This is a genomic window from Candidatus Pelagibacter sp. Uisw_136 (assembly GCF_047720275.1).
In the GTDB taxonomy this organism is placed as follows: domain Bacteria; phylum Pseudomonadota; class Alphaproteobacteria; order Pelagibacterales; family Pelagibacteraceae; genus Pelagibacter.
The window spans coordinates 951,385-975,409 of sequence record NZ_CP159812.1 but is presented as its reverse complement, the minus strand read 5'-3'; the positions used below and the strand labels follow the sequence as shown (position 1 = coordinate 975,409).

Here is a 24,025-nt window from a genome sequence, read left to right as displayed (position 1 = left end):
CTCAAACGTAATTACAGCCTACACAATAATGATGGGTTTAATTATCTTAGTCGGAATATTTCAATCATGGAATGTTGCTCTATCCATTTTTAATATGTGTTTGATTTCTGCAGTGATGACTATGGGTGCAAATATTCAATGGGGATATGCAGGTTTAATTAATTTTGGTCTCATGGGTTATGCAGCATTAGGTGGATTGGCTGCAGTTCTAATATCAGCTGAACCCGTACAAGAAGCATGGGTTGCAGGTGGTTTTAGTATTCTAATGTGTTTATGGTTAATAGTAGCGATGATATTTGCAATTCGTTTTGTATTAAAATATTTTGAAAAATCAAAAATTAGAACTTATGGTATTGCAGCAATTATTATTGCTGGAATTATCATTATAAGAATAACATCAGAGTCAAGTATTGAAGCTATTGAAAGTGTTAATCCAGCAACAACAGGATTTCTTGGTGGATTAGGATTGCCAATTATGCTCTCTTGGATCGTAGGTGCTTTTTTTGCTGGAGGTCTAGCTTTTGTAGTTGGAAAAGTTGCACTTGGGTTACGTGCTGATTATTTAGCTATTGCAACACTACTTATTTCAGAAATAGTTATAGCCATCATTAAACATGAAGACTGGTTAACAAGAGGAGTTAAGAATGTAATTGGACTGGATCGACCAGTACCTTATGAAATTGAACTCCAAACTAAAGAATGGTTTATAAATCTAGTTGCAAATTTTAATTCTGGTAAATTAGATTTAATTGCAAGTATATCTGATAAACAGGCAGCCCTTAATCAATTAGTAATTGAGGGATCATCAGTTTTTGTAAAACTTTGTTATTCAGGGTTGTTCTTAATTGTTGTTATAGCTTTATTAATAGTTACTCAAAAAGCTCTTTACTCCCCATGGGGAAGAATGATGCGTGCGATAAGAGATAATGAAGAAGCTGCTAACGCAATGGGAAAAAATGTTGTTAAACAACACTTATTAATTTTTATTTTAGGCTCAGCTATAGTTGGAATTGCTGGTGCCATGTTAGTTACTCAAGATGGTTTATTTACACCAGGTAGTTACCAGCCTATGAGGTATACTTTTTTAATTTGGGTTATGGTTATTGTTGGAGGAAGTGGAAACAATTTTGGAGCAATTTTAGGTGGTTTTGCAGTCTGGTTTCTATGGATTGAGGCAGCGCCAATAGCATTATTCTTAATTAATCTATTTACAGCTGGTTTAGCAGATACACATTCATTAAAACTTCATTTAATTGAAAGTGTTCCATACTTTAGGTATCTAATGATGGGAATGGGACTTTTATTAATCATGAGATATCGTCCCAAAGGTATACTTCCTGAGAAAATCGAAATAAAATAAATTTATTATGAAATATATTATACTTGGAGCTGCAATAGCATGGGCTATGTACATTGGTGATAAATATTTTTTTTAATGAACAAAAATTTATGGTTGCTGATTTTAAGTCAGGTTTTTGCTTTTACAGCTGCACCTGTAACAGTTTTTTTAAGTGGAATAATAGGCTCTCAGTTTAGTCCAGTAAAATCATTAGCAACATTGCCAATGTCCTTATCAATTGTAGGTGTTGCAGTTTCTACAATTTTTGCTGCTAAAATTATGAGCATAATAGGTCGTAAGGCAGGTTTTATATACGCATCTATTGGAAGTTCGCTTTCATCACTCTTGGCTGCTTATTCAATAATTAATCAAAGTTTTATTTTGTTTAGTGTGGCATGCTTTTTACTTGGAACTGGACTTGCATTTGGTCATCAGTACCGTTTTGCAGCTGTTGAAACAGTAAAAAAGGATATGGCTCCAAAGGCTATATCGATAATTTTATTAGCTGGAATAGCTTCAGCTTTTATTGGACCTAATGTTGCTAACCTTGCTAAAGAAATTATTGCAGAACATCTTTATGCAGGATCATATATAACTCTTGCTTTATTAACTTTAAGCTCCACAATATTTTTAACATTTTATAAAAATGAAAGTAAATCAAGTAAAGTATTAATAAAATCTAGCCGTAGCTACACAGAATTAATTTCTCAACCAAGGTTCTTACAAGCAATAATTTCATCAGCATTCGCTTATGCTATAATGGCATTTTTAATGACAGCAACACCAATAAGTATGCATGTTATGGAAAAAATAAGCTTAACTAATACAGGATTTGTAATTCAATTACATATTGCAGCAATGTTTTTACCATCATTAATAACAGGTAATTTAATTAAAAAATATGGACACAGTACAATAATGTATGCAGGTGTTATTTTATTTTTAATAACAATTTTAACCAGTTTCTTTGAACAGAATTTTATTAATTATTTGATCGCTTTAGTATTCTTAGGGTTTGGATGGAATTTTTTATTCATATCAGGAACAAGTTTATTAGTTTTATCGTATAAAGAAGATGAAAAATTTAAAGCTCAAGGTTTTAATGATTTAATTGTTTTTACAATTCAGGCAACTGCTAGTTTATCAGCTGGAGTTTTACTAAGCCTAACAAGCTGGAAAATGATGAATTTAATTTGTATACCTTTTTTAGTTCTAATCGTTTTATCAACATTAAGAGCAGATTTTAGAGAAAAAAAATAAAATGGGTCTTTTGTCTTACTTTCAGCTTAGTTTAATCGAAGTATCCTTTATAATTTTTACGGTATTTATCGCTTCAATAATAAGAGGTTTTAATGGCTTTGGTTTTTCTGCAACATGCATATCGCTGATATCATTTATTTTACCAACTATTGAGATTGTTCCAATAATTTTGATTCTTGAAGTTTTAGTAAGTATTTTTATGGTTCCTTATATTTGGACTAAGATAGATTGGAAATTTGTATTTCAATTATTGATAGGAATAATAATAGGCACCCCAATTGGACTTTATCTATTAAAATTTTTATCACCAAGCATTACACATCTTTCAATTTGTGGAATTGTTATTTTTTTTGTTATTTTGCAAATAAGAGGGTACTCAAACAAAAAAATTAATAATTTACCTTTTAAAATTTTAACTGGGAGTGTATCTGGAATTGTAAATGGTTTTGGTACATTAGGTGGAATGCCAGTTTCTCTTTTTCTACTTGTGATTAGAGTAAAACCAATTGTCATAAGAGGATCATTAGCAGCAATATTTTTTTTAACAGATATTTATGCATTTGTCTTGAGTTATTTTGTAGGTATTGTTGACTTAACTGCAATCTATAGAACACTTATATTGATACCTATTTTACCTTTAGGTGTTTTTATTGGAAATAAATTTTTTGTTAAAAGTAAAGAAAAGACATACAGAAAAGTAGTATTTTATTTTTTAATTATTATTTCAATAGTAGGAATAATCAATATTTTATAAATATAAAAAAAAATTGCAAGTATTAGATAAATTGATTTAAAGTACCTTAATGAATAATAAAATAATTAATTATAATGATCTTGTAAATAAAATTTCAGAGATTAAAAAAAAGAAAGAAAAAATAGTACAATGTCATGGAGTTTTTGACATATTGCATTTGGGTCATGTTAAACATTTTATTGAAGCAAAAAAAAAAGGAGATAAATTAATAGTTAGTGTCACAGCAGATAAATTTGTAAATAAGGGCTCTGGTAGACCTGTCTTTAAACAAAATTATAGAATGGAATTGCTTTCAAGTTTAGAGTGTGTTGACTATGTCTGTTTAAGTAACTATCCCAGTGGAATTGAAATATTAAAAAAAATTAAACCAGATTTTTATGTAAAAGGTCAGGATTATAAAAACTCCAAACAAGATTCAACGGGAAGAATAAATTTAGAAAAAAATATAGTTAAAAAAAATGGTGGAAAAATTATTTATACAGATGTAGAAACTTTTAGCTCTAGTAAAATAATAAATAATAATTTGTCTTTTAATATTGAGCAAAAAAAATTCTTAAATAAAATTTCAAAAAAATATTCCCTAGATTTCATTAATAAAATATTTAAAAAAATAGATAATTTGAAAGTTTTGATTATTGGTGAAACAATTATAGATCAATATAATTTTTGTGAAGCACTTGGAAAATCTGGCAAAGAACCTTATTTAGCATTTAAGGATATTTACTCAAAAAACTATTTAGGTGGAGCAGCTGCAATCGCCAATCATGTGAGTGACTTTGTAAAAAAAGTTAAATTAATAAGTGTTATTGGTGAAAATAAAGAATTTTATGGTTTTATAAAAAAAAATTTAAAAAAGAATATTGAATCTAATTTCTTTATGAAAAAAAATAGTCCAACAATCTTAAAAAAAAGATTTTTAGACAATATAACTAAAAATAAAATTTTTGGAATTTACTCTATAAATGATGAAAATATTTCCATTAAAGATGATCTTAAAATTACGAAATATATTGAAAAAAATTTGAAAAAATTTGATTTGATTGTTATTTCAGATTATGGGCATGGTTTTATATCTAAAAAAACTGCTAAAAAAATTAGTTCTGCTAAAAAATTTGTTACACTTAATGCCCAGGTTAATGCTGCTAATATTGGTTATCATACCTTAAAAAAATATAGCTCCATTAATGCTACAATTATAAATGAAACTGAACTTCGTCATGAAATGAGAAATAAAAATGAAGAAATTACATCATTATCAAAAAAACTATTTAAAACTATTAACTCAAAGAATTTGGTAGTTACTAGAGGAAAAAATGGAGCACTACTTATTGATAAAAACGATAAAGAAATTTTTAAAAGCCCAGCTTACGCAAATAATATAATTGATAAAGTTGGTGCCGGAGATGCCATGCTATCTATGATTTCAATGTTAATTAAGGTTAATGCTCCAAAAGATTTATCTTTATTACTTGGATCTTTTGCTGGTGCCTTCTCCGTCGAAACTATTGCTAACAGTTCCTCACTTAACAAAAAAAACTTTTTGAGACATTTAGAATTTTCATTAAAATAAGAAAATTAATTATTATTTTTAGATTTTATGACTATCAATCCAAATATATTTATATATACAATTTAGTTTATAAATAAATATTATTAATATAATTTTAATCCTATAATGAAAAAAGTTTTTATAATTGGTGGTGGAGGATACGTCGGTTCAGCTTTAGTCCCTAAAATGTTAGAATCCGGTTATCATGTTACTGTTTATGATTTATTCATATATGGTGAAGATGTACTAGAAAAAGACCCAAACCTTATAACAATCAAAGGTGATGTTAGAAATATAGATCTATTAGAAGTTTATCTTAAAGGGTTTGATTATGTTATACACTTAGCATGTATATCTAATGATCCAAGTTTTGAACTTAACCCAGAATTAGGAAAATCTATAAACCTTGATAGTTTTAAACCTTTAGTCAAACTATCTAGAGATCTAAAGATTAAAAGATTTATTTATGCATCATCTTCTTCAGTATACGGTATCAAAAAAGAAAAAAATGTGATTGAAACACTAGCTTTAGAACCTTTAACTGATTACTCAAAATTTAAAGTAGAATGTGAAAAAATTTTAAGTGAGTTTACTAGTAGTGAATTTGAAACAGTCATAATTAGGCCGGCCACTGTTTGTGGTTATGCTAAAAGACAAAGATTAGATGTAGTCGTAAACATACTAACTAATTTAGCATTTAATAAAAGAAAGATAAAAGTTTTTGGTGGTGACCAATTGAGACCCAATATACATATTCAGGACATGGTAAATGTTTATCTAGAAGTTATAAAAGCTGATAAAGATTTAGTTAATGGAGAAATATTTAATGCAGGATATGATAATTTTACTGTAAATGATATTGCATTAACTGTAAAAGAGGTGATAGGTGATGATATAGAGATCGAAACATTGCCGACTGATGATAATAGGTCGTATCATGTTTCGTCCGAAAAAATAAAAAAATATCTCAATTTTAAACCACAGCATACAATTAAAGATGCAATAAAAGATTTAAAAAAAGCATTTGAAGAAGAAAAATTACCAAACTCATTAGATGACTCAAGGTATTTTAATATAAAAAAAATGCAGGAAATAAAACTCAAATAAAAAAATGAAGGTTAGGTATTCATATTTAAAGCAACAGTTTGGTAATTCTCCTGATTTGTGGAAAAAACTCAAAGACTTTGTTGATACTGGAGATTTTACTCTAGGTAAACCATTACAAGAATTTGAAAAAAAGTTTGCAAAACTTATAGGCACAAAATATGCTGTTGGTGTAAATTCAGGTACAGATGCAATTAAATTAAGTTTAAAAGTTATAGGAATTAAGTCTGGCGATGAGGTAATAACAGCAGCAAATACATTTGTAGCAACAGTTGGAGCTATTTGTGAATTAGGAGCAATTCCTATCTTTGTTGATTGTGATGACAGTTTTTGCATGAATACAGATTTAGTAGAGGAAAAAATAACTAAAAAAACTAAAGCAATTGTGCCTGTCCATTTTACTGGATATATGACAAACATGATTAAACTAAATAAAATTGCAAAAAAATATAATATTCCTATCGTCGAAGATGCTTGCCAATCAATATTAGCATCAATAAATAAAAAAAATTCAGGAACATGGAGTGATTTTGGTGCATTCTCTTTACATCCTTTAAAAAATATAAATGTTTGGTCAGATGGTGGAGTTATTGTAACAAGTAATAAAAAATACTATGAACACTTAAAACTCTTAAGAAATCATGGGTTAGTTGATAGAGATAATGTTAGAATTTGTGGTTATAATTCTAGACTAGATACATTTCAGGCTGTTGTGGGAAATTGGATAATACCAAGTGCCACAAAAATAGCCAATCAAAGAATCAGAAATGCAAAGTATTTTGATAAAAATCTAGAAAAAATTAAGGAAATATCTATTCCACCAAGAATTAAAAATTTTAAGATCGTATATCATTTATATATTGTATTTGCAGAAAATAGAGATGAGCTTTTGAAATATTGTTTAAAAAAAGGGATAGAAGCTAAAGTGCATTATCCAATTCCAATGTATAGACAGCCAGCTATGAACTTTTTAAAACATAAAAAAAGTGATTTTCCTGTTAGTGAGAGACATGCAAAATCAATAATAAGTTTCCCTTGCGATCAACATCTTAGCAAAAAAGAACAAGACTATATTATTTCAACTGTTAGAAATTTCTACAAATAGATCTAAACTTATGCTCTCTACTATTAATCTAGAATGGATAATTTACAGGAAGTAATTTTACAAAGAAGAAGAAAGTTTTAAATTTATAAAGAAAACTTAACAGGTAAAATTTTTTTCCCTTTAGAGCAAAAAAAGAATTTAATTCTTATCACACTTTCGTAATTCAGATTAAAAATAGAGATAAACTTAAAAAATATTTAGTTAAAAATTGAGTAAATTCATCCATACAGTGCCCTGTTCCAATCCATCTTCAGCCAGCAGCAAAAAAACTTGGTTATGTAAAAAGTGATTTCCCAGTGACAGAAGTTCAAAGTAAAAGAATTGTAACATTACCTATACACCAGGATTTAAAAAAGAATGAAATAGTTAAAATTTGTAAATTAGTTAATAATTTCACCAAACTTCATTAACAGTAAGTCTTTTTGTATGATTTAAAATAGAGAAGATAAACTTAAATAACTCAAGTTATTTTTTAAAATTAAATTGATATTTTATGACAAAACCCCAATAAATAAATTATTGGGGTTTTGAATTTAAATTTAACTATCTTTGTTTCTTATTTTTAAATTTTCCGCCTTTGATTTCTTTCTCTAAGAAAGAACCTTCAGCTTCACCAACGCTAGTAAAAGAAACTCCAGTTGCACCCTCGTAGTCAATTTTTTTACCTTTAGCTAGTAAATCTAAACCCTTTTTAAGTTCACCTGGATAAATTTTAGTTCCAGGACCATTAGCGACATCCATTACATTCTTAGCAATAGAAGCTCTATCAGCTGATCCACCTGCTTGCATTGCAAGAATGATTAAAGCTGCTGCATCATAAGATTCACCAGTGTAAGGTCCAGATGAGTCGATACCGGCTGCTTTAGCAACAGACGCAAAAGTACCTGCTGTTTTTTCATTCATTGAACCAGGCATTGAACCAAAAGATTTATTTAAATCTTTTCCAAAAGCATCAGTTAACGAGTCACCGATCATACCATCAGATAAAATAAATTTATCAAATGCACCAGAGTCTAAAGAACCTTGAATAATTCCTTTTCCACCTTGGTCTAGGTAACCAATTACTGCTACTGCATCACCACCTGCTGACGCTAAAGTAGCTACTTCAGATGAGTAATCAGCTTTTCCATCTTCATGAGCAGATATAATTGTTACTTTAATACCATGAGCTTTTACAGCTGCTGCATAAACATCAGCTAAACCTTTTCCATAGTCATTGTTAGTGTAAGTAATTGCAACACTTTTGATTTTTCTATCTTTAGTAATATTAGCTAAAATCTGACCACCTCTAGCATCAGATGGGGCTGTTCTAAAAAAGAAACCCTTATCATCTAAAGCTGTTAGTCCTGGCGAAGTTGCTGATGGTGAAATCATTACTACACCATTTGGTACCGCAACATTAGATGCGATAGCACCAGTTACACCTGAACAGTCAGCACCCATAATTGCTGCAACACCTTGTGCAATAACACCTTCTGCTGCTGCTGTTGCTGCTGCTGAATCAACACAAGTTGAGTCTGCTCTTACTACTGAAATAGTTTCTCCATCTAATAGTGAGCCTGAATCAGAAGCTTCTTTAAATGCAAGCTCTGCAGATGCAGCCATAGCTGGTGTTAGAGATTCAATAGGACCAGTAAATCCTAGGATGATTCCCATCTTAACTTCTGCGAATGTATTCGTTGTAAAAGTAGAAACGAATATAAATGCAGCAATAAATAGTTTTTTCATTATTTTCCTCTTTGATTGTTAATAATTTATAAAAAGTTAATTAAATTACGATTAATCTAATAATTCAATGGATAAATTATCTTATTTTTTGAAGCTGATAGACTGAAATAATCACAATAGCCCCACCAATAGTACTTAATATCGTAGGAATTTCTCCAAAAATTAAGAAAGTTAGAATTAAACCAAATATTGGAAATAGAGAATAGAAGGGCATAACTTTATTAACTGAATAAAATTTATAGAGATAAAATAAAGAAGTATGAGCAATAACTGAAACAATTACTCCATTATGAAGCAAAAGAAACCACGTGTTTATATTAATATCTTTTAAATGATTAATTGTATTTCCTTCAGTGAAAATTGAAAATATTAAGATGGTAATAAAGCCTGTAAATCCCATAATCATATTTGAAAACTTTACATCAACTTCTTTGATGTACCTTGATAATACATTTGCAATCCCATAAAAAAAAGCAGAAATGCCACATAAAAAAAGTGCATAAATTTCTCCTTTTAAATTTGGGTCATAACCAATTAGAAAAATTCCAAAAAAAGAAATAAGTATTAGTATCCACTGTTTCGTACTAACTTTTTCACCAAGAAAAATTGAGCTTACAAGAATAGCAAAGGGTATTGCTAGTTGAGCTCCAATAATAATAGGAGCAACTAAAGTTGCCTTACCTAATGATAAGTTTAAAAAAAGTATAACTCCAAAGCCCATAGTTAATGAAAAACCTATTAAAGGAAAAAAATATTTTTTATCTGGGATTTTAAATTTACAAAATGGAATGAGAAAAATAAAAAGTATAAACATTCTTAAGGATCCTGCTAACATAGGTGGTAAGGATGTATTTAAAGCAAGTTTGTTCACTGGATATGAACTTCCAAAAATAAACATAATAAATAAAACTAAAAAATAATGTCGTGTAGTCAAAAAATTAACCCATTGTGAATGGATCTGTCATCGGCTTTTCCGAAGAATTATACCATGTTGTCTTTATTCTCGTATATTCTTTGATAGATTCAATTCCAGCTTCTTTACCGTAGCCACTATCTTTAATTCCACCAAAGGGAGCCATAGGTGAAATTAATCTATATGTATTTACAAATACTATTCCAGCTCTCACTGCCTTTGATACTCTCATGCTTCTTCCAAGGTTTGCTGAATAAACCCCAGAGGATAATCCAAATTTATTATCATTCATTAACTTAATAGCCTCTTCCTCCGTATCAAATTTCATAACAGATAATACTGGACCAAATAATTCATTTTCAGCAGTAGGTAGGTTATGATTTTTACATTCAATTATTGTAGCTGGAAAATAATAGCCTTTATCAGATATATTTGATCTTTTTCCTCCACATCTAATTTTTCCACCTTGTTCAATGGTAGCTTTAATATTTCTTTCAATATTTTCTAATTGTTTGAAACTATTTAAAGGACCCATTTGAGTATCTTTATCCATCGGGGCGCCCAGTTTTATCTTTTTAGCTTTGGTGACTAATTTATCTAAAAATTCATCATAAATTTTTGATTGAATATAAAGTCTTGATCCTGCAATGCAGCTTTGCCCACTTGCACCAAAGATGCCAGCAGTAATTCCATTAAGTGCATTCTCTTGTTCAGCATCATTAAATACTACAACAGGACTTTTTCCACCTAGTTCTAAGCTTACTTGTGATAAATTTTCAGCTGAATTTTTTACGATATGTTTGGCAGTTTCTGGACCACCTGTGAATGCAATTCTCTCCACAAGGTTATGTGTAGTTAGAGCTTTACCACAAGGTTCACCTAAACCAGTGATTATGTTAACCACTCCTTTGGGTATTCCTGATTTTTCAACTAATTTTGCAAATTCCAATAAAGTTACTGGTGCAAGTTCGGATGCTTTTATTACAACGGTATTTCCCATAGCTAATGCAGGGGCAAGTTTAACAGCTGTTAATAACATTTGAGAGTTCCACGGAATGATTGCAACAACCACACCAATAGGTATTCGAGTGGTTGTTACTTGCATGTCTGGTTTATCAATTGGTACGACTGTTCCTTCAACTTTATCAGCAAGACCTGCAAAGTAATCATAGTATTCAGCAATATAATTAGCTTGAGTTTTAGTTTCTCTAAAAATTTTTCCTGTATCAATAGTTTCTATAGTTCCAAGATGTTCAGCATTCTCTCTCAGTAAGTTTGCTAGAGATCTTAAATATTTAGCTCTATCTCTTGGATGTAAATTAGACCAGGAGTTATCAAAAGCTTTTTGTGCAGCCTTAACTGCTTTATCTACATCTTTTGCATCTGCTTCAGGTACAGTTGCCCAAACTTCATTATTCTCTGGGTTTAAAGTTTTAATAGTTTTACCAGACTCAGACTCAACCCATTGACCGTCTATGTACATTTTAAAATTTTGAATTTTTGTCATTTAATTATTAATAAAATTTTTAAGATTTATATTAACATCATCTGCGCACTCTATACTACAAAGATGTTTTCCATTTTTTATCTCGATAAAACTTGAATTAGTTAAATCACTGGATAAGGATTTTGACATTTGAACTGTGGAACCTGTGTCACCTGACCCTGTCATCACCAGAGTTTTAGTTTTAATATTTTTAATTAAATCAATATCATCTTGGTGATTTGCAAATAGCTTGTAAGCTTTTAAAAAGTTTAGATGATCGTCATCATCTTTTGTTAAAATTTTAATAAATTGATCATAAATTTCTGGATGGTTATCTAAATATTTATCTGTGAACCATCTTTTTAGTGCCTGTCTTGAAATAGGTTTATTTAACTTAGCTTGCTCAAATCTTTCTATGACTAAAGTTCTTTGTTCTTTAGTTCTTTTATATGTTGTTCCTATTAATGTAAGGCTTTTTAATTTATCTTGAAATTTTGACGCAAAGTCTAATGCAATTAATGATCCTAAAGAGAAACCTACAAGATTGATTTTATCAATTTTTAAAAACTTTAATAAATAGTCTAGTTGATCTGAAAAATCATTTAATGTGATCTCTTCTTTATTGTAAGGAGTTTTTCCGTGCCCTAATAAATCATAGGTAATTATTGAATGATCACTTAAGGAATTAATTTGAGAGTCCCACATTTTTTGATCTAGACCAACACCATGAACGAAAACTAATGGCTCAGTTTTATTATCAATGAATGAATGATAATTTTGATTAGGATCAAAATTGTGAGGCATTAATTTATTTAGGATCCAGTCCCATTTCCTTCATATCTTGATATCTATCGCCAGTTCTAGCATGAGCTCTACCACTTGACGCGCCACCTATTGCTATTACTATTTCATCATCAAAAGGGGCATCGTGTATAGTAAATTCATGTGTAAGATAATAAGGCCTTAGACCAGAATCTGTTTTATGCATCATCGGAATTGACATTTTAGAACCAGCGGGACTTCTTGTGTTCGTGAAACTTAAATAAGATGTCCCACCAACAGCATCTCTAAATTTATTACCAAACCTTAAAGTGTGGATAAATGCAGATGCATGTTCAATTTCACCATTAAGTCCGACAGTTCCAGCCTTACCATAAGCTAAAATTTTTTCAGGAGTGCCCATTTCTTTTATTAATTCAGAGACTAGAATAGTACCTAATTTGGGAGCTAAATCTAAAATGATTGGTTTTAAGTCTTCAACAAAGCCTTTTCCATGCCATGGATTTTTAAATACAGCAGCAACCGAAACTAGTAAAACAGGTTCTTTGGCTTCCTTACCACCTTCAATAAAAGTTTTATCAACAAATTTTGCAAGTTTTCTTAATTCAAGTTTCATTAACTAGCCTTTTCTATATTTGAATTATCTAAATTAATTTTTGGTATTACCTCATCATTAAACAGTTTTATACTTCTCATGCAAGCATCATGCTCTATACCAGGAAAGTTAGACCATACTTGCAAGTTTTGTAAATTTAATTCAGATTTTAATTCATTTATTTTATTAACCACATATTCAGGTGTTCCAAATAATAAATTTCTTTTATGTAAAAAATCATAATTAAGTAAATCCAATTTATGTTTTGTTTCTGGTAACTCCTCATCTGGATTCATATGATTTCCCAATCCTCTCCAATGACAAACCCATTTCATATAATTAACAATATGTTCACCAGCCATTTTTTCTGCTTCTTCCATAGTTTCTGCTACAAACATATCTCTAACTAAAGATACACCCTCTCCTAATGGTACATCTCTATTTTCTGCTTTAGATTTTGCATCTCTATAAATCTCAAATCTTTTCTTTAAAGCTTTAACAGTAGGTATCCACATTATAGTGTTTAATCCATTTTGTGCTGCCCATTCAATCGATCTCGCTCCATCAACTACTTGCCATATAGGAGGGTGTGGTTGTTGCTTTGGTTTTGGAACAACACTAATTTTTTTAATTTCACTTGTTTTGGTATCTAAAAATTTATCACTAGGTGGACTCATATCATGTTGCCAAGTAAAACCAGGAGTAGGGTAGGTATAAAACTCACCTTGATGACTAAAAAATTCTTCAGTCCATGCTTTTTTCATCACTGTTAAAGTTTCATCAAATAATCTAAAATTTTTTGCTTGATCTTTTAAGTCAGCCTCTTTGTTCATGTTGATAGCTTCTCTGCCATATATTCCTCTTCCAATACCAACGTCAACTCTCCCACCTGATAGTTGGTCCAACAAAGCTATGTCTTCTGCAAGACGTATGGGGTTATGAAAAGTAATTACATTACAGGCTTGACCTATTCTAATTTGTTTAGTTCTTGCAGCAGCGTCTACTCCCATCATTAAAGGGTTCGTACAAGATTCCATTCCTTCGTGATTGAAGTGATGTTCTGTGTACCAAATTGAGTCCCAATTATTTTCATCACAGTAGGTAGTGATTTCTTTGGTCTCATCTAGTAATTGATTGTATGGTTTATGATCCCAGTTAGTAGTGTTACAAAAATATCCAAACTTCATTCAAACCTCCTTAAATAATTAAATTTAAAGACGACTGATCCCACTTTCGTATTCTTTAGTACCGTTTAAACCTTAAGTAACGACGAGTTATGTACGCTTTTACTAAACTCTATTTTAACTAGACTCCTTATTCAATATATATTTAATCAAAATATTACAGGTAATTTATGAAATTAAACAAGGTTGAGCCAAAATATATTTCAAAATCCAACCCAAGAATCGGTCTTATAACGCTAGGTAGTGATTTTAGAATTGAAAAGGATTTTAATAATGTGATCTATGGAAGAGACATTGATCTCTATGTAAATAGAATTCATTGTTATAATCCTCTAACCAATGAAATGTTAGCCAAAATGTCAGATAACATTACTGATGTTACAAAAGATATTTTACCAGATCAAAAAATAGATTGTGTAGCATATGGCTGCACGTCTGGAACAGTTGCAGCTGGATATGATGTGATAAAAAAAAAAGTAAATTTAGCTAAACCAGAAGCAAAGGTAACAACACCAATAACTGCAGCTATTAAAGCATTAAATAAATTAGGCATTAATAAGATATCTATTTTTACACCTTATACAAAAACAATAAATGATTCTGTAGTTAATTACTTTGAGAAAGAAAACATTAGTATTAGTTCTTTAACTTATTTTGATATTGATTCTGATTTAGATATTGGAAAAGTTGATGAGGATCATTTATTTGACGTCTTGTCAAAAATAGATCTTGTAGATAGTGAGGCATTATTTGTGTCTTGTACGGCTTTACCAGTATTATCTATAATTGATAAGTTAGAAAAAAAACTAAATAAAATTGTTCTATCAAGCAATCAATCTTTAATCTGGGATTCTCTTAATGCAATTAATTATAAAGAAAAGATTGACGGTTTTGGAAAATTATTTAATAGTTAAGCTATATGAATTTTAGCAAAGAAGAATACAAAGCAAGATTAAAAAAAGTTCAAAGCGCAATGCAAGAAAAAAGCATAGAACTATTAATCTCTAGTGATACAGCCAATATGAACTATTTAACTGGCTATGATGCTTGGTCATTTTATTATGCTCAAGCTGTAATTGTCCATGTGAATGCTGATGAACCATTATGCTGGGTTAGAAAGCAAGACTCAGGTGGAGCTTATATAAAAACTTATTTAAAAAATGAAAATATTTTAGTTTATGACGAAAAATATATTCATACTTGGCCAGTGCACCCTTACGATAATTTAGTAGAAATTATAAAAGAAAGAAAATGGGATAAACTTACAATAGGTTTAGAAATGGATAGTCATTATTTTACAGCTTATTGTTATGAAAAAATGAAACAAGGGCTACCAAATGTTAAGTTAAAAGATTCTGAAAGATTGGTTAATTGGGCTCGTGTTGTTAAATCTAATGCAGAGATAGAACTTATGAAGTCTGCAGCAATAATTTCTCAAAAAGGAATGCAAACAGCAATTGATGTTATAAATCCTGGTGTCAGACAATGCGATGCCGTAGGTGAAATTCAAAAAGCATTATTTTATGGAACTCCAGAATTTGGAGGTGAGTATTCAAGTATTGCAACGCTACTTCCAACAGGAAAAGGTACTTCAGCATCACATTTAACAGCAACACAAGATAAGTTTGTGGAGGGTGAGGCTACAATTATTGAACTTTCAGGGGTATATCAAAGATATCATTGCCCAATGGCTAGGACAGTTTTACTTGGAAAACCTGATCAAATTAAAATTGATACTATGAATAAAACAAATGAGGCTCTTCAAGCTGGAATAGATGCTGCAAAACCTGGACAAACAGCAGATGATGTAGCTCAAGCTTTTTGGAAAATTCTAGATAAATATGGAATAGAAAAAACCTCAAGAACTGGTTATTCAATAGGAATTGGTTACCCACCTGATTGGGGTGAGCATACCTTAAATATATCAAAAGGTGATATGACCATTTTAGAACCAAATGTTACTTTTCATATGATTGCTGTAATGCAATTTGGAGGGTGGGGCGTTGAAGCATCAGAAGCAATACGGATAACTGATAAAGGGTGTGAGTTATTTTGTAATTTTTCAAAAGACCTGCATATTAAGTAATTGAAATAAAAAAAACTTGATAAATAAGTAAACAAATGTTCTAAATTCACTTTAAAAATATGACAAAAAATAAAGAATTTGTAAAATTTGACAATGTAGACAAAAGCTATGACGGCAAAATATTAGTCGTTAAAGGATTGAATCTAGACATTGAAGAAGGTGAGTTTGTAACTATGTTGGGACCCTCAGGTTCTGGTAAAACAACTTGTTTAATGATGCTTGCTGGTTTTGAAACTCCAACTCATGGAGAAATTTATCTAGATGGTAAGGTAATTTCAAACATTCCACCTCACAAAAGAGGAATTGGAATGGTATTCCAAAATTATGCATTATTTCCACACATGACTGTTTATGAAAATTTAGCTTTTCCATTAAGAGTTAGAAATATCCCAAAAGATGAAGCAGATAAAAAAATTGATAAAGCTTTATCAATGGTATCCCTTCATGGTTTTGAAGCAAGAATGCCTATGCAATTATCTGGTGGACAACAACAACGTGTTGCTGTTGCAAGATCATTAGTTTTTGATCCACAGGTAGTATTGATGGATGAGCCACTTGGTGCATTAGATAAAAATTTAAGAGAGAGTATGCAATATGAAATTAAACATATTCATGAAAGCATTGGTGTAACTGTTGTTTATGTAACACACGATCAAACTGAAGCATTAACAATGTCAAATAGAATAGCAGTTTTCAATGATGGTAAAGTTCAGCAACTATCAAGCCCTGATGAATTATATGAAAAACCGGTTAATTCTTTTGTAGCTGAGTTTATTGGAGAAAATAATAAATTTTTAGGTCAGGTTGCAGATATTTCAGGTGATAAATGCAAAGTAAAATTAGAAGATGGTACAGAAATTTTAGCTAATCCAGTTGCTGTAAAAGCAAAAGGTGATAAAACTAAAGTTTCACTAAGACCTGAAAGAGCAATTATAGATCCTACAGATAAAATGGACAATAATCATAAAGGTAAAATTGAAGAAATAATTTATCATGGTGATCACACAAGACTTAGAGTTGATTTACTCGGCAATAAAGATTTTATCCTTAAAGTACCAAATAGCACTGCAAGACTAGACCTTAAAAAAGGTAATGTACTTAATATAGGCTGGAACAGTGTTGACTGTAGAGCTTTAGATCCAAAATAATTTTAAAAATTACCTAAAAAAACTTAAATAAAATAAAGGCAAATTAGCCATAATTGGCTGTTGACTAAACAGGCCTATATTGTTTTACTTTCACTTTATAAAATAACAAACGTTAACGTTAAATAGGAGAGAAAATGAAAAAACTAAGTAAACTATTACTTGCTCTATCTTTTGTACTTTCTATCACGACTTCGGCATTTGCAGTTACTGTAGTGTCTTGGGGTGGTGCTTACACTGAAAGTCAAAAATTAGGGTATGGTGATCCTACAGCGGCAAAATTAGGTATAGCTGTAAACTGGGTAGATTACACAGGTGGATTATCAGAGATTAAAGCTCAAAAAGAAGCTGGAAAAATCACTTGGGACATCATTGATGTATACGCAAAAGATACTATCATTGGTTGTGACGAAGGAATTTTTGTTGAATTCGATTTCGATAAAGACTTCGCACCTGCTCCAGATGGAACTCCTGCAAGTCAAGACTTCTTCACTAGCATGCCTTCTAAATGTGCAGTTGGAAACATCTTGTACTCTTGGAACTATGCTTACAATGACGCAACAATTGGTGACAAAAAACCTACTACACTAAAAGACTTTTTTGATACTAAGAAGTTTCCTGGAAAAAGATCAATTTACAAAGGTGCAATGTCTAACTTAGAAATTGCTATCACTGCAGACGGTGTAAACCCTGGTAAAGGTTCTGACTTAACTTACAGAAAACTTGAAGCTGATGGTGGAATTGACAGAGCAATGAAAATGATTACAGACCTTTGTACTGATCCAAATGGTGGATGTGTATTCTGGAATGCTGGAGCTCAACCGCCTGAATTACTTGCTAACGGTGAAGTAGTAATGGCAACTGGTTGGAACGGTAGATTCTTTAATGCGCAAATGGAAGGAACTCCTCTTGTACAAGTATGGGATGGACAAATTCTTGACTATGAATACTTTGCAATGGTTAAAGGTGGACCTAACGATGCTAACGGTGAAGCTATGAAAGTACTTAGAGAAATGACAAGTACTGAAGGTTTAGCTGGAAGTGCTAAGTATATTGCTTACGCTCCTTGGAGAAAGTCTTCAATCGCTATTATAGATGCTGGAGAGCCATGGTATAAAGATGGTAAAACAAGCATGGTACAACACATGCCTACAGCACCTGCTAATACAAAAAAATATATCCTAATGAATCCTGATTTCTGGGCAGATAACCAAGATGAAATCAATGAGAAATGGGAAGCAATGAAAGCTGGACTATAATTTAGTTTTATAGATTAAGTTTTTATTATAAAATACTAGGGCGGTTACGAAATAACCGCCCTTTTTTTTTAAAGAATTTAAAATATGAGTACAGAACAAATATTATCATCAGACGGTTTACCTCTAGAGGTCAGCTTAAAGAAAGCTGAAAGAAAAAATAAATTAAAAGCAGTGATGCTTGTAGCGCCATTATTTTTATTTCTTGTAATCACATACGTATTTCCAATAGGCGACATGTTATTTAGAAGTGTCGATGATCGTATGATTACTAAAATGCTGCCAAATACCTTTACAGAGATTGAAAAATGGGATGGTAAAGATTTACCTGATGAACCAGTATATGCAGCACTTTATGAAGATTTAGCATATTTAAAAAAGACTAAAACTTACGGTAAGATTATAGCAAGACTGAATTATGAAAAAGGTGGATTTAGTAGCTTAATTAAAAAAACAGTTAGAAAACTTGGAAAATTTGAAGAAGGTAATTATAAAGAACAATTTATAAGTGTTCACAAGAGATGGGGCCAACCTGAATATTTGGTTGCTTTAAAGAATGCTGCACCAAATTGGACTTATGCTAAATATCTAAAAGGTGTGGATCTAAAGTTTAATCAAGATGGAAAAATAATTCAACAAGATGAAGATAGAAGAATTCATAAGATACTATGGTTAAGAACTCTCAAAGTTGCTTTTTGGGTAACTATATTTTGTTTCATACTTGCTTATCCAATTTCATACTTATTAGCTACATTGCCTATGAAATATAGTAATTTACTAATGATATGTGTGCTACTTCCATTCTGGACATCACTTCTAGTTAGAACCTCAAGTTGGATGGTTTTACTTCAGCAACAAGGCCCAATTAATGATTTAATTGTATGGCTTGGACTTGCAGCAAACGATAATAGGCCTGAGTTAATGTACAATGTAATTGGAACCTTTGTTGCAATGACTCAAATCTTACTACCTTTTATGGTATTACCACTTTACAGTGTAATGAAAACAATATCTCCAAGCTTAATGAGAGCTGGAAAATCTTTAGGTGGAACACCATTTGTAGCATTTAGAAAAATATATTTTCCATTAACAGTTCCTGGAATTGGTGCTGGATCCTTGTTAGTTTTTATTTTAGCAATAGGTTATTATATAACTCCTGCATTAGTTGGAGGAGCAAGTGGATCCTTAATTAGTAATACAATTGCTTATCATATGAAAAGTTCTTTAGATTGGTCATTTGCAGCTGCATTAGGCACAATGCTGTTGGTTGGTGTCTTAACTATTTACTGGATTTATAATAAATTAGTAGGGATAGATAATATTAAATTAGGATAAATTATGTCATTACCAAATTATACATCATGGAATTATAGAATTTGGCACTACACTTATTTAACTATCTGTGGGTTGGTATTTTTCTTTTTAATTGCACCATTGTTTATAATTTTACCTCTTTCATTTAATGCTGAGCAATACATTCACTTTTCAGCAAAAATGTTAGCACTTGATCCAGATGGTTTTTCTTTAAGATGGTATGAGGACATGATTTATGGAACTAAAAACCCATGGGGACTTGCTGCAAAAAATAGTATTATCATAGCTTTCTTTGCAACTATTGGTTCAACAATTCTTGGAACTGTTGCAGCATTAGGTTTGAGTAGTAGGCATATGCCTTACAAAGCAGCATTCATGGCTTTATTGATATCACCAATGATTGTTCCTTTAATTATCTCTGGAACAGCAATATTTTTCTTCATGGCAAAAGTAGGTTTAGCTGCAACACATACAGGAATAATTTTAGCACACATTATTTTAGGAACACCATTTGTAGTTATTACAGTAACAGCAACATTAACAGGTTTTGATCATAGTGTTACAAGAGCTGCTACAAGTTTGGGAAGTAATCCAGTAAATACTTTTATGAAAATAACATTACCATTAATTTTACCAGGTGTTATTTCTGGGGCACTATTTGCATTTGTAACTTCATTTGATGAAGTGGTAGTTGTATTATTCTTAGCAGGACTAGAAAACACTACTATTCCAATTCAAATGTGGGTTGGCCTAAGAGAGCAGTTAAGCCCAACAATCATGGCAGTAGCAACATGCTTAATCATAATGTCTACATTAATTCTAGTTAGCGCAGAACTTTTAAGAAGAAGATCTGAAAGACTAAGAGGAATTAATAGATAATTTATTTACTAAGTTCATTTTTTTTATTATAAACATCCGTTCAATTTAAAATTTTATGGAAATTAAAAAAGTAGTAGTTATTGGTTCAGGTACTATGGGTAGTGGAATTGCAGCACATTTATGTAATGCAAATATCCCAGTAACTTTATTAGACTTAAAAACTGAAATAAGCGAGCAAGCACGAGATAAAATTCACAAATCAAGACCTCCACTTTTATTAGATAAGTCCAAAATAAATAACATTAAAGTAGGAAATATTTTAGATAATTTTGGCGAAGTAAAAGAAGCTGACTGGGTAGTAGAAGCTGTTGTTGAAAGAATAGATATCAAGCATGATATTTATAAAAAAATATTTAAGGAGAGAAAAAAAGGTGCAATAGTATCCTCAAACACTTCATCTATACCTATTAAAGTCTTATCTGAACATTTATCAGAAGAAGAAAAAAAAGATTTCTGCATTACACACTTTTTTAATCCAGTTAGATACATGGGGTTATTAGAGATAGTTAAAAATGAGAATAATGATCTAGATAAAATAAACTCTTTGAAAAATTTTTGTGAAACAGAACTTGGAAAAGGTGCAATTATTTGTAATGACACTCCAGGTTTTTTAGGAAATAGAATAGGTGTTTTTGCAATGCAAGTCGCAATGACTGAAGCTTTTAAAATGAAACTGAGCATAGAAGAAGCTGATGCAATTTTTGGAAGACCAATGGGTATACCAAAAACAGGCGTGTTTGGTCTTTATGACTTAATTGGTATTGATTTGATGGCTGATGTTTTAAAAAGTTTTATTAAAGAATTACCAGAAAATGATCCTTTTCAAGCAGTTGCAAAAGAAATTCCTTTAGTAAAGACGTTAATTGAAACTGGGTATACTGGCCGAAAAGGCAAGGGTGGGTTTTACAGGGTTAATAAAACTGCTGAAGTTAAAGTTATGGAAGCAATTAATCTTGAAACTGGAGAGTATTCAGCAAGTAAAAAGATTAATATTAAATTAGATAAAGTAGATCTTAAAAAATTAATCTCAAGAGAAGATAAGTACGGTGAGTATGCTTGGTCTGTTATTTCTAAGATTATTAAATATGCTTCGTCTTTAGTTCCATCAATTACAAAAGATTTTAATGATATTGATGAAGCAATGAGACTAGGTTTTAACTGGACTAAAGGTCCATTTGAAATGTTGGAAGAGATTGGAGTAGAAACCTTTTTTGGTAAGATTGATGACATTAAAGGAAATACTTTTTTAGAAAATTTATCTCAAAACAATAATCAAAATTTTTATGGATCTAGACAAAAATATACTGACATTGAAACATTTGGAAAAGCTAAAAAAAAAGCATTAAGTGTGGACGGAAATAGCTCAGCTCAGATATATAGATTTAATGATTATAATATTGTGGAGTTTACTACTAAAGCAAATGCTCTCGATTACGACTCAATGGATGCTTTAAAAAAAGCTACAGATAAACCGTTGATTATAATAAATGAAAGTATGCAATTTTCTGCTGGAGTAAATTTGAGTTATACGATGGATTTTGCAAATAAGAATGATTTTAAATCTATAGAAAAATTTATTAGATATTTTCAAGAAACTTGCAAACATCTCAAGTATTCTAATCATCCAGTTATCTCTGCACCATCAGGATTAACACTTGGTGGTGGATTTGAAGTTATGGTTCAAAGTAATTTTGTAGCCTCACACACAAATATTGTAGTTGGATTAGTGGAAACAATAGTTGGATTAATACCAGCTGGCGGGGGATGTAAGGAAATGTTGGCAAGATGGCTTGATACTGATGAAGCTAAAAAAGATCCTCATTACGCACCCCTTAAAGTGTTTGACATTATTGGTTATGGAAAAACTGCAACTTCACCAGTTGAAGCAGAGCCATTAAAATATTTAAAACCAGAAGATAAAAAAATAATGAATAGAAATAGTTTACTAGAAGTTTCAAAAAAAATCTTAGATGAGAATAAAGAATTTAAAGCTCCATTAGAGACAAAATTTAAACTACCAGGAAACGAAGTTTTAATAGAAATGAATAAAATTGTAGAAAAACTTTATAATGAAAAAATAATTTATGATCACGGTGTTATTGTTGCAAAGGAACTGGCCCATGTCTTGAGTGGGGGAGACACAACCATTGATAAAATTTTATCAGAAGATGATTTATTTAAATTAGAATTAGATTCATTTATGAGATTAATTGAAACAAAAGAAACTCAAGATAGAATTAAACATACACTAGCAACAGGAAAACCTTTAACTAATTAATATCTTTCGTCTTCTTCTTTCTTTACCTCATTTTCTAATATTTCTTCTTTCTTTTCTTCTATTACTTCTTCTTTTTTAAATTCTATTATTTTTTCACTTTCTGCTTTTTCTCTAATTAATTGGTCATTAAACTTTTTAATCAATTCTTCTTCTTTTACTATTTGCTCCTTATCAAATTTTCTTTCCCATTCTTTTATTCTCTCTTCTTCATCTTTGACTCTTTTCTCTTCAAGAATTCTGGCTTGAATTATTTTTTGTTCCCTTAGATTTTCTAATTTTATCCCTTCTTCTTTTAATTGTAATTCTTCCTCAGCTTTTCTTTGATTGAGATCATTAAGTCTCAATTCCTTAAGTTCTTCTATTTCTAATTGTTCTTTTAGTTTGAGTTGTTTTTCTTTTTCTCTTAACTCATCAGCTTCTTTTAATATCTTTATTTCTTTTTCTCTTAATCTTTCAACCTCAATTTTTTTGATATTTTGTTCAATTTCTTCGAGTTTTAGTTTTTGATAATTTAATTTATGTTCCTCTTCATTTAATCTTTGCTCATCTTTTTTTTGTTTATCAATCTCAATATTCTTTAATCTTTCTTCCTCATCTTTTATTTTTTGTTTAGCTTCACGGGCATTCTGTCTCTCAAGAGCCATTAATTTATCATTTTCAATTTTGGCTCTTTGTTGTTCTTGTCTTATTCTTTGCTTTTCAAAAAATTCTAATCTTAGTTTTTCTTCTTTTAATTTTAAATCATCTTGTCTTATTTTTTCCTCCTCTTCATCTATTAGTTTTTGCTCTTCAGCTTTAATTCTTTTAACTTCAAGTTTAATTTTTTTTCTCTCAATTTGCTGTTGTTGTTTTATAATTTTTACTTTTAGTTTTTCTTGGTTCTCTATTTTTTGTTTTTCTTCTTTTATTAGATTTAATTCATTTTGTTTGACTAATCTTATTTCTTCTTCTTTTTGTTTTTCTTGTTCTAACTTTTCTTTTTTTAATTCTTTAATTCTTTCTTCTTCTAATAATTTAATTCTATGAAGTTCTTTTTGTTTAGCTCTTTCTTTGAATTTTTTAAATTTTTCTGTTAAAGATGATGATGTAAACTTTGTTAATTTTTCTATATTAATTTTTTTTAAAATTTTTAATGGTTGATCAATTAATTTTTTTTTACTTAAATTAAATTTTTTCCTAATTGTATTTTTTAGGATATTTCTCATAATTCCACTTCATCAATCTTTGACTACAAAGAGAAGTAATAGAGTGGTTAAAATGGGTTCAACTT

Annotated in this window: 21 protein-coding genes; 14 read left to right on the top strand and 7 right to left on the bottom strand. The window is 30.3% G+C overall.

Annotated elements, in window-relative coordinates:
• Positions 1–28 precede the first annotated feature (28 nt).
• From ABXT53_RS05275 to ABXT53_RS05245, 7 genes are all read left to right on the top strand, one after another.
• Entirely contained in the window at positions 29–1,360 is a 1,332-nt protein-coding gene (locus tag ABXT53_RS05275) for a branched-chain amino acid ABC transporter permease (RefSeq protein ID WP_415291310.1), read from the top strand.
• A 75-nt stretch (positions 1,361–1,435) separates the two neighbouring features.
• Positions 1,436–2,599, top strand: a complete 1,164-nt coding sequence (locus tag ABXT53_RS05270; protein WP_415290108.1) for an MFS transporter — start codon at positions 1,436–1,438, stop codon at positions 2,597–2,599.
• A gap of 1 nt (position 2,600) precedes the next feature.
• Complete coding sequence (locus tag ABXT53_RS05265; protein ID WP_415290107.1) at positions 2,601–3,353, top strand: sulfite exporter TauE/SafE family protein; 753 nt, start codon at positions 2,601–2,603, stop codon at positions 3,351–3,353.
• 49 nt (positions 3,354–3,402) lie between these two features.
• The gene (locus tag ABXT53_RS05260) at positions 3,403–4,923 is read left to right on the top strand and encodes a PfkB family carbohydrate kinase (RefSeq protein ID WP_415290105.1); all 1,521 of its coding nucleotides are present in this window, start codon (positions 3,403–3,405) and stop codon (positions 4,921–4,923) included.
• A 105-nt stretch (positions 4,924–5,028) separates the two neighbouring features.
• Complete coding sequence (locus ABXT53_RS05255; protein WP_415290103.1) at positions 5,029–6,009, top strand: NAD-dependent epimerase/dehydratase family protein; 981 nt, start codon at positions 5,029–5,031, stop codon at positions 6,007–6,009.
• A gap of 4 nt (positions 6,010–6,013) precedes the next feature.
• Positions 6,014–7,111, top strand: a complete 1,098-nt coding sequence (locus ABXT53_RS05250; RefSeq protein WP_415290101.1) for a DegT/DnrJ/EryC1/StrS family aminotransferase — start codon at positions 6,014–6,016, stop codon at positions 7,109–7,111.
• Positions 7,112–7,335: 224 nt separating this feature from the next.
• Complete coding sequence (locus ABXT53_RS05245) at positions 7,336–7,521, top strand: DegT/DnrJ/EryC1/StrS family aminotransferase (RefSeq protein WP_415291309.1); 186 nt, start codon at positions 7,336–7,338, stop codon at positions 7,519–7,521.
• 133 nt (positions 7,522–7,654) lie between these two features.
• On the opposite strand, the gene ABXT53_RS05240 is transcribed toward ABXT53_RS05245, so the two are convergent.
• The 6 genes from ABXT53_RS05240 to ABXT53_RS05215 form a co-directional block, all read right to left on the bottom strand.
• Positions 7,655–8,839, bottom strand: coding sequence for an ABC transporter substrate-binding protein (locus ABXT53_RS05240; RefSeq protein WP_415290099.1), 1,185 nt, complete (start codon positions 8,837–8,839; stop codon positions 7,655–7,657).
• Between the two features lie 76 nt (positions 8,840–8,915).
• Positions 8,916–9,773, bottom strand: coding sequence for a DMT family transporter (locus ABXT53_RS05235; RefSeq protein ID WP_415290097.1), 858 nt, complete (start codon positions 9,771–9,773; stop codon positions 8,916–8,918).
• Between the two features lie 4 nt (positions 9,774–9,777).
• Positions 9,778–11,259, bottom strand: a complete 1,482-nt coding sequence (locus ABXT53_RS05230; protein WP_415290095.1) for an aldehyde dehydrogenase — start codon at positions 11,257–11,259, stop codon at positions 9,778–9,780.
• On the bottom strand, positions 11,260–12,042 hold the full coding sequence (locus ABXT53_RS05225) for an alpha/beta fold hydrolase (RefSeq protein WP_415290094.1): 783 nt from the start codon (positions 12,040–12,042) through the stop codon (positions 11,260–11,262).
• 4 nt (positions 12,043–12,046) lie between these two features.
• The gene (locus ABXT53_RS05220) at positions 12,047–12,634 is read right to left on the bottom strand and encodes an amino acid synthesis family protein (RefSeq protein ID WP_415290093.1); all 588 of its coding nucleotides are present in this window, start codon (positions 12,632–12,634) and stop codon (positions 12,047–12,049) included.
• A complete protein-coding gene (locus ABXT53_RS05215; protein ID WP_415290092.1) occupies positions 12,634–13,800 on the bottom strand; it encodes an LLM class flavin-dependent oxidoreductase in 1,167 nt (388 codons plus the stop codon). The genes ABXT53_RS05220 and ABXT53_RS05215 overlap by 1 nt, the downstream gene beginning before the upstream one ends.
• A 167-nt stretch (positions 13,801–13,967) precedes the next feature.
• Between ABXT53_RS05215 and ABXT53_RS05210 the strand changes: the two genes are divergently transcribed.
• The 7 genes from ABXT53_RS05210 (at position 13,968) to ABXT53_RS05180 (ending at position 22,755) form a co-directional block, all read left to right on the top strand.
• Entirely contained in the window at positions 13,968–14,711 is a 744-nt protein-coding gene (locus ABXT53_RS05210; protein WP_415290090.1) for a racemase, read from the top strand.
• A gap of 5 nt (positions 14,712–14,716) precedes the next feature.
• Positions 14,717–15,883 (top strand): M24 family metallopeptidase, encoded by a 1,167-nt coding sequence (locus ABXT53_RS05205; protein ID WP_415290089.1) that lies wholly within the window; start codon positions 14,717–14,719, stop codon positions 15,881–15,883.
• A gap of 59 nt (positions 15,884–15,942) precedes the next feature.
• The gene (locus ABXT53_RS05200; RefSeq protein ID WP_415290087.1) at positions 15,943–17,031 is read left to right on the top strand and encodes an ABC transporter ATP-binding protein; all 1,089 of its coding nucleotides are present in this window, start codon (positions 15,943–15,945) and stop codon (positions 17,029–17,031) included.
• A 134-nt stretch (positions 17,032–17,165) separates the two neighbouring features.
• A complete protein-coding gene (locus ABXT53_RS05195; RefSeq protein ID WP_415290085.1) occupies positions 17,166–18,287 on the top strand; it encodes an extracellular solute-binding protein in 1,122 nt (373 codons plus the stop codon).
• An 84-nt stretch (positions 18,288–18,371) separates the two neighbouring features.
• Positions 18,372–19,619, top strand: coding sequence for an ABC transporter permease (locus ABXT53_RS05190; protein WP_415290083.1), 1,248 nt, complete (start codon positions 18,372–18,374; stop codon positions 19,617–19,619).
• A gap of 3 nt (positions 19,620–19,622) precedes the next feature.
• Positions 19,623–20,477: an ABC transporter permease gene (locus tag ABXT53_RS05185; RefSeq protein WP_415290081.1), complete on the top strand. Its 855-nt coding sequence runs from the start codon at positions 19,623–19,625 to the stop codon at positions 20,475–20,477.
• 55 nt (positions 20,478–20,532) lie between these two features.
• A complete protein-coding gene (locus ABXT53_RS05180) occupies positions 20,533–22,755 on the top strand; it encodes a 3-hydroxyacyl-CoA dehydrogenase NAD-binding domain-containing protein (protein WP_415290080.1) in 2,223 nt (740 codons plus the stop codon).
• Here the strand turns inward: ABXT53_RS05180 and ABXT53_RS05175 are convergent.
• Entirely contained in the window at positions 22,752–23,960 is a 1,209-nt protein-coding gene (locus ABXT53_RS05175) for a primosomal protein (RefSeq protein WP_415290078.1), read from the bottom strand. The two genes, ABXT53_RS05180 and ABXT53_RS05175, sit on opposite strands and share 4 nt — an antisense overlap.
• Between the last annotated feature and the right edge of the window lie 65 nt (positions 23,961–24,025).